7 protein-coding genes are annotated in these 6,419 nt (G+C 67.7%); 5 read left to right on the top strand and 2 right to left on the bottom strand.

Going from position 1 to position 6,419, the window contains the following annotated elements:
- Positions 1–380: 380 nt before the first annotated feature.
- Entirely contained in the window at positions 381–764 is a 384-nt protein-coding gene (locus tag G9U51_RS02485) for a MerR family transcriptional regulator (RefSeq protein ID WP_166192531.1), read from the bottom strand.
- 64 nt (positions 765–828) lie between these two features.
- On the opposite strand from G9U51_RS02485, the gene G9U51_RS02480 reads away from it, so the two are divergent.
- The 5 genes from G9U51_RS02480 to G9U51_RS02460 all read left to right on the top strand — a co-directional run bounded on the left by G9U51_RS02480 (position 829) and on the right by G9U51_RS02460 (position 5,768).
- Complete coding sequence (locus tag G9U51_RS02480; RefSeq protein ID WP_166192675.1) at positions 829–2,007, top strand: acyl-CoA dehydrogenase family protein; 1,179 nt, start codon at positions 829–831, stop codon at positions 2,005–2,007.
- A 212-nt stretch (positions 2,008–2,219) separates the two neighbouring features.
- The gene (locus G9U51_RS02475) at positions 2,220–3,776 is read left to right on the top strand and encodes an acyl-CoA carboxylase subunit beta (protein WP_166192528.1); all 1,557 of its coding nucleotides are present in this window, start codon (positions 2,220–2,222) and stop codon (positions 3,774–3,776) included.
- Between the two features lie 309 nt (positions 3,777–4,085).
- Complete coding sequence (locus tag G9U51_RS02470; RefSeq protein WP_166192525.1) at positions 4,086–4,415, top strand: putative quinol monooxygenase; 330 nt, start codon at positions 4,086–4,088, stop codon at positions 4,413–4,415.
- Between the two features lie 43 nt (positions 4,416–4,458).
- Positions 4,459–5,481, top strand: coding sequence for a YihY/virulence factor BrkB family protein (locus G9U51_RS02465; protein ID WP_171715545.1), 1,023 nt, complete (start codon positions 4,459–4,461; stop codon positions 5,479–5,481).
- On the top strand, positions 5,478–5,768 hold the full coding sequence (locus G9U51_RS02460; RefSeq protein ID WP_166192522.1) for a Dabb family protein: 291 nt from the start codon (positions 5,478–5,480) through the stop codon (positions 5,766–5,768). Before G9U51_RS02465 ends, G9U51_RS02460 begins: the two co-directional genes overlap by 4 nt.
- A gap of 8 nt (positions 5,769–5,776) precedes the next feature.
- Here the strand turns inward: G9U51_RS02460 and G9U51_RS02455 are convergent, their stop codons facing one another.
- Positions 5,777–6,418 carry a Maf family protein gene (locus G9U51_RS02455; RefSeq protein WP_166192519.1) on the bottom strand — a complete coding sequence of 214 codons (642 nt, stop codon included), beginning with the start codon at positions 6,416–6,418 and terminating at the stop codon, positions 5,777–5,779.
- Between the last annotated feature and the right edge of the window lies 1 nt (position 6,419).

The following is a 6,419-nucleotide window of genomic DNA, read 5'->3' as shown; positions in this document are numbered from 1 at the left end:
AGGACGGCGCTCAACTAACGGAGCGGGCGGGAGGTAGGCGGCGCCCCGTAGGGATGCTCCGGCGGGCGCTGGGCGGCGGCGCCGCACGCGCCGAAGGCGCCGCTCCCGTTGGGGCGCATCCCGAAGGGGCGCTGCCGCCTCCCGCCACCCAGCCCCACCGTGAGGTCTCGCTAGGGAAAGGTGATTTCGGCCCAGACCCGGCGAGCGCATCGAAACTGCCTGGGCTGCAACGGGTTTCGACGCAGGCTCGGCTGGCGCCTCGCCCTTGCTCAACCAGCGTTGCTGTTTCGATGCGGGCTCCCTTCGACACGCGCTCCTCCGTCGCGCTGCTCAGGACGACGCTCAACCACCGATAGTGGTCGGCGCTCGGCCAACGAAGGTCAGTTCAGCGTGCGCAGGTCCTCTTGGCACCGGCGCTCCACCTCGGCCAGCTCGCGCAGCGAGTCCTCGATGTCGCGGCGACGTTGCTCCAGGTCGCGACGCCGGTCCTCGATCTGCGACAGCAGATAGGTGAGCTGACCCGCCTCGCCGGGCTGCTCGTCATACATATCGATGATCGTGCGGATCTCATCGAGCGCGAAGCCGAGCCGTCGCCCGCGCAACACGAGCGCAAGGCGGGTGCGGTCGCGACGGTGATAGATGCGTACCTGGCCGCGGCGCTCGGGCGCGAGCAAGCCCTGCGCCTCGTAGTGACGCAGGGTGCGATGGGTGATGTCGAACTCGTCGGCGAGTTCGGCGATCGACCAGGTGCGCGGAGTTGTCATCACCGGTCAGGGTGCTTTACGTTGACGTTAACGTCAAGTGATCGAGATCACCATCGGGAGCGACATGTTCGAGCTGACCAAGGACCACGAGGACTTCCGCCGAGTGGTGCGCGACTTCGCCGAGAGCAAGATCGCTCCGCACGTCGAGGAGTGGGACGCGCAGGCGCATTTCCCCTCCGAACTCGTCCCGCAGATGGGTGAGCTCGGACTCTTCGGGCTGGTCGTGCCGGAGGAGTATGGCGGCGCCGGGCTCGACGAGGGCGGGTTCACCTATCTGTGCCTCGCCATCGAGGAACTCGGTCGCGTCGACCAGTCGATGGGCATCACGCTGTCGGCCGGCGTGGGCCTCGGCATCAACCCGATCCTCACCTATGGCACCGACGCGCAGAAGCAGCGCTTCCTGCCCGACCTGGTCTCCGGCAAGGCGTTGGCCGGCTTCGGCCTCACCGAACCCGACGCTGGCTCCGACGCTGGTGCGACACGCACCCGCGCAACCCTGGCCGATGGGCAGTGGACGATCAACGGTGCCAAGGCGTTCATCACCAACTCCGGCACCGACATCACCTCGGTGGTGACGGTCACCGCACGCACCGGCGAGCAAGATGGCAAGCCGCAGATCAGCGCGATCATGGTGCCGTCGGGCACGCCGGGGTTCACCGTCGAGCCGGCATACCGCAAGCTCGGCTGGCACATCAGCGACACGCACGGGTTGACCTTCGCCAATTGCCAGGTGCCCGAGGAGAACCTGCTGGGGGAGCAGGGCCAGGGTTATCGCCAGTTCCTCAAGACGCTCGACGACGGGCGCATCGCGATCTCGGCGCTGGCGGTCGGCCTCGCGCAGGCCTGTCTGGACCTGTCCGCTGATTACGCCAAGACGCGGATGGCCTTCGGCCGGCCGATCGGTGCCAACCAGGGGGTGTCCTTCAAGGTCGCCGACCTGGCGGTCATGGTCGAGGCGTCGCGACTGCTCACCTACAAGGCGGCCTGGCTCAAGGATGAACACGACGCGGGTCGGCGCAGCGTCGCCGAGGTCAAGCATGCGGCCGCCATCGCCAAGCTCTATTCGACCGAATCCGCTGTCACCGCAACGCGATTGGCGACGCAGATCTTCGGTGGCAATGGCTTCATGGAGGAGTACCCGGTCGCACGGTTCTTCCGGGACGCAAAGATCCTGGAGATCGGCGAAGGCACCTCTGAGGTGCAGCGGATGTTGATTGCGCGGCAGTACGGGCTTGTGTCGTGAGCGCCGACCGGAGTGAGGACACGAACGCAGTGAGGCCCGGAGCGACTGGAAGAGGCGCGGCAGAGAGCATGAGCGCCGACCGGAGTGAGGACACGAACGCAGTGAGGCCCGGAGCGACGGGAAGAGGCGCGGCAGAGAGCATGAGCGCCGACCGGAGTGAGGACACGAACGCAGTGAGGCCCGGAGCGACGGGAAGAGGCGCGGCAGAGAGCATGAGCGCCGACCGGAGCGAGGATCCAAGGGTCGCAGACGTTCGGGCGCGTCTCGAGCAGGCGTATGCCGCGTCCGCGCAGCCCACCGACGCTGCGCGAGCCAAGCTGGATGCGCAGGGCAAGCTCTACGTCCGCGACCGCATCGCGTTGCTCTTCGACGAGGGCTCGTTCGTGGAGGACGGTCGCTACGCCAACGCGACGGCGGCCGGCCTGCCGGCCGACGGTGTGGTCACCGGGCGCGGGACCGTGGAGGGACGGCCGGCGATCGTGGTCGCCAATGACCCGACGGTGAAGGCCGGCTCCTGGGGGGCGCGCACCGTGGAGAAGATCGTCCGGGCGACCGAGGCTGCGCTGCGCGAGGAGCTCCCGGTCTTCTGGTTCGTCGACTCGGCCGGCGCGCGCATCACCGACCAGGTGGAGCTGTTCCCCGGTCGCCGCGGTGCGGGGCGCATCTTCCACAACCAGGTGGCACTGTCTGGCAAGGTCCCGCAGATCTGTTGCCTCTTTGGCCCGTCCGCGGCCGGTGGTGCCTATATCCCGTCGTTCACTGACGTGCTGATCATGGTCGAGGGCAACGCCTCGATGTATCTCGGCTCCCCACGGATGGCCGAAATGGTTGTGGGAGAACGGGTTTCGCTGGAGGAAATGGGCGGTGCGCGGATGCACTGCACCGTCTCCGGTGTCGGTGACCTGCTCGCCTCCGACGACACAGAGGCGATCGAGCTCGCCAAGCTCTACTTCTCCTATGTCCCCTCGACCTGGCGGGACGAGCCGCCGGTGTATGCCGGCGAGGAACCCGCCGAGCCGCTCACCCGCCATACGGTCCCGGAGATCGAGAGCCAGCCTTTCGACGTGCACGACGTGATCGATGGTCTGGTCGACGACGACAGCTTCTTCGAGATCAAGCCGCTCTTCGCGCCCGAGCTCGTCGTGGGTTTCGGCCGGATGGATGGGCGCACGGTCGGCATCCTGGCCAACAATTCGGCGGTCAAGGGCGGCGTGCTGTTCACCGACTCCGCCGACAAGGCGGCCCGGTTCATCTGGCTGTGCGACGCCTACTCGATCCCGATCATCTATCTGGCCGACGTGCCCGGCTTCATGATCGGCTCGGAGGTCGAGCGCGGCGGGATCATCCGGCACGGTGCCAAAATGGTCTCGGCGGTGTCCGAAGCGACCGTGCCGCAGTTCTGCGTGGTGGTCCGAAAGGCCTATGGCGCAGGGCTTTACGCGATGGGTGGCCCGGGTTTCGGGCCCGACGCGACGCTCGCGCTGCCGACCGCGCGGATCGCGGTGATGGGCCCGGAGGCGGCGGTCAATGCGGTCTACGCCAACAAGATCGCCGCGATCGAGCACGAGGCCGAGCGGGCGGCATACGTCCAGGCCCGACGCGACGAATACCTGCAGGATGTCGACCTTGAGCGGCTCGCCGCGGACCTGGTGATCGACGGGGTGGTCGAGGCGGATGAGTTGCGCGCCGAGCTGCTGCACCGACTGAGGTATGCCGCCCGCCGCGACCGTCACTTCAGCACGCGGCACCGCGCTATCCCTCCGGTCTGAGCGGCGCGGGTTTCGACGCGCGTCGTCGCTGCGCTCCTCCGCTTGCTCAACCAGCGATGGGGGTGGCCCTTGCCCTTCGACTCGCTGCGCTCCTCCGCTTGCTCAACCAGCGATGGGGGTGGCCCTTGTCCTTCGACTCGCTGCGCTCCTCCGCTTGCCCTTCGATACGCGCTCCTCCGTCGCGCTACTCAGGACGGCGCTCAACCAGCGGCAGGGCCGGCGCTCAACCGGCGATTGGGGGCAGCGCTCAACCGGCGAGGAGCGGGGGCGTGGGAGGATCGGCATACGCCACAAGGAGGTTCGTCCCACATGATCCTGATCACCGTGAAGTTCCCGATCCGCGAGGACAAGATGGCGGAGTGGGAGCAACTGTCCGCCGACTACGCGCGCGCGGTGAGCGCCGAGCCGGGCAATGTGTTCTTCGAGTTCAGCCGCAGCGTCCTTGAGCCGCAGACCTTCGTCTGCATCGAAGGCTTCCGGGATGCCGCCGCCGGCGAGGAGCACATGAAGCAGGACCACGTGAGCCGGTTCATGCAGCAGATGCCCGACATCGTCTCGGCACAGCCGCAGATCATCTATGTCGACGCCGACGAGATCGACGGCTTCGCCCCGATGGGGGAGATCCAGCCGCGCGGCTGATGCTGCGTCCCCGTCCCCTCCGGGGCTCGCGTACCTTTCCCCTATGTCGTTCTCGAGTCGGCTGGATCGCCTCCAACAACGGTTCCCACCGCTCGGGTTCCCCATCGCGGTCATCTATAAATACGCCGACGACCAGGCGGCCTATCTGGCGGCGCTGCTGACGTACTACGCGTTCGTCTCGCTCTTCCCGCTGTTGCTGCTCGCGACGACCGTGCTCGCCTTCGTGCTGCAGGGGCACCCGCAGTGGCAGGAGCAGTTGCTCAACTCCGCGCTGGCGGAGTTCCCGGTCGTCGGTGACCAGTTGCGCACCCCCGACCGGCTCGGTGGGGGGATCGGCGGCATCACCGTCGGTGTGCTCGGTGCGCTGTATGGCGGGCTCGGTGTCGCACAGGCCTTCCAGTACGCCGCCAACACCGTCTGGCAGGTGCCGCGCAACAACCGGCCCAACCCGTTCAAGGCGCGCGGCAAGTCCTTCATCCTGTTGTGCGCCTTGGGAATTGGCCTGATCGCCACGACCGTCGTCAGCAGCTTCGTCAGCGGCCTGGCCTCGGGTGGGTGGTATCACCTCGGCTGGTTCGTCGGCACCTCGATCGTGGTCGGTCTCGTCTTCTTGTTCGCCTTCGAGATCGCGACGGCGCGCAAGCAGGGCTTCCGTACCTTGTGGGTCGGGTCGCTGATCGCGGGCGTCGGCTGGTCGCTGCTGCAGACCTTCGGCGCCGGCTATGTGACGCGCGTGGTGCGGCACGCCTCGGCCATGAACGGCGTCTTCGCCTTCGTCCTCGGCATGCTCGCCTTCATCTACCTTGCCTCGGTCGTCGTGGTCTTCGCGATGGAGATCGACGTGGTGCGCGTGCGGCATCTCTACCCGCGGGCGCTGCTGACCCCGTTCACCGACGATGTCACACTCACCGACGCCGACCGCAAGAGCTACGCCGGGCAGGCGAAGGCGCAGCGCTTCAAGGGATTTGAGGACATCGACGTGACCTTCGACGAGGACGCGCGCACCCGCGCCATACCCTCCAAGGACGAACCTACGACTGACGACCTACGACGGAGTGACCCGTGATCTGCCACATCGTGACCTTCTCGTTCAACGACTCCGCCGACGACGCTGCGGTCGAGCAGATCCGCTCGGCCCTCTCCGCGTATGCCGACCGCCAGCCCGCCTTGCGCTCCTACCGCCATGGCCCCGACCTCGGCATCCGTGGCACGGCCGACTACGGCGTGGTGGCGGAGGTGGACGACGAGGCGGGGCTCGCGGCATACCTCGACGACCCGGAGCACGTGCGGATCGTCAAGGAACTCGTCGAGCCACTCCTCGACTCGCGGCAGGCCGTGCAGATCGAGGTGTGATCCCGGCCTCACCGATTGAGGAGCCGGTGCCACGGGATGTCGATCTGGGCGAGCATCTCGCGCAGGACCGGCAGGCTGAGCCCGACGACATTGTGGTGGTCGCCCTCGATGCGCTCGACATACGGGCCACCAAGGCCGTCGATGGTGAATCCGCCTGCAACATAAAGGGGTTCGCCGGTCGCGACATAGGCGTCGATCTCGTCGTCGGTGAGATCGGCGAAGTGCACGACCGTCGAAGCCACCACGCCGAAGGTGGCGCCGGTGCCGTCGTCGCGCTCGTCGATCAGCCAGTGGCCCGAGTGCAGGGTGCCGTGCTGGCCGCGCATCCGGCGCCACCGCTCGGTCGCCCGCTCCGCGGTGCCGGGCTTGCCGTGCACCTCGCCATCGAACTCCAGCACCGAGTCGCAGCCGAGCACGATCGCGTTATCCGCTTGCGGCGCAACGTCTTCGGCCTTCGCGCGGGCGAGGATGAGCGCGACATCTTCCGGCGTCAATTCGCCGTATGCCGCCCGCGCGGCCTGCTCGACCGCGGGTTCGTCGACATGGGAAACGATGACCTCGGGCTCCACGCCCGCGGCGCGCAGCGTGGCGAGGCGGGCGGGGGAGGCGGAGGCCAGCACGAGGGGCTGGGCGGCAGGAGTGTCACTCACG

Origin of the sequence: Metallococcus carri (assembly GCF_011440275.1) — a bacterium.
Lineage (GTDB): Bacteria > Actinomycetota > Actinomycetes > Actinomycetales > Dermatophilaceae > Metallococcus > Metallococcus carri.
The sequence above is the reverse complement of the archived record's forward strand: the minus strand, read 5'-3'. Positions and strand labels throughout refer to the sequence as shown.